Annotated in this window: 1 protein-coding gene; it reads left to right on the top strand. The window is 41.4% G+C overall.

All coding sequences use genetic code 11. The features are described from left to right. Nucleotides 1-852, top strand: an 852-nt coding sequence (locus A3739_RS04255) for an insulinase family protein (RefSeq protein ID WP_197472037.1), incomplete at both ends; no start/stop codon positions are given.

The following is an 852-nucleotide window of genomic DNA, read 5'->3' on the forward strand; positions in this document are numbered from 1 at the left end:
AGCGAGCATGGGGGCGGTCATAATGCCTACACATCACTTGAACACACTAATTACTTCTTTGATGTGTCCGCCGAATACCTAGAGCCAGCACTCGATCGTTTCTCTCAACAATTCACTGCACCATTGTTTAACGCAGATTATGTGCAACGAGAAGTCAATGCAGTGCACTCAGAATACAGTTCAAAAATCCAAGATGATGGTCGTCGCTACTTAGAAAGTTTCAAAGCCATATTAAATTCCGATCATCCCTACAAAAAATTTGCAGTTGGTAACTTAGAAACCTTAGTTGATAAGCCTGACATTACTCTGCGTGAAGCGCTCTTAGAGTTTTACGACATGCAGTACTCAGCAAACCGAATGAAGCTCACTGTACTTGGCAAAGAAGACCTTGAAACACTATCCAGCTGGGTGGAAGAGAAATTCTCAAGCATCGCGAACAAAAATTTACCTGAACATAAAACCACGACACCATTTTTTAGCGGTGGTTTTTTACCAGCAAAAATTCAAGTCAAAAGTATCAAAGACACACGAAGTATTTCATTAAGCTTCCCTGTTCCGACGTCTCGTCCTTACATCAATACGCAACCTCTTGGATATATTGCCAACCTTATAGGGCATGAAGGAAAAGGCAGCCTGCTTTCCTCTCTTAAAAAGAAGCAGCTTGTTGATACGCTATCTGCTGGCCCTCAGTTCGACACAGATAATCAAGGGATGTTTATCATCTCTATGAGCCTTACCGAGAAAGGCCTAAAGCAACAAGATGAAGTCATCAATGCCGTATTTGCCTACATCAACCTGCTAAAACAAAACGACCTCAATGAAATGTATTTCACTGAACAAAAACAACTGTCA

This window comes from Oleiphilus sp. HI0067 (assembly GCF_001635735.1).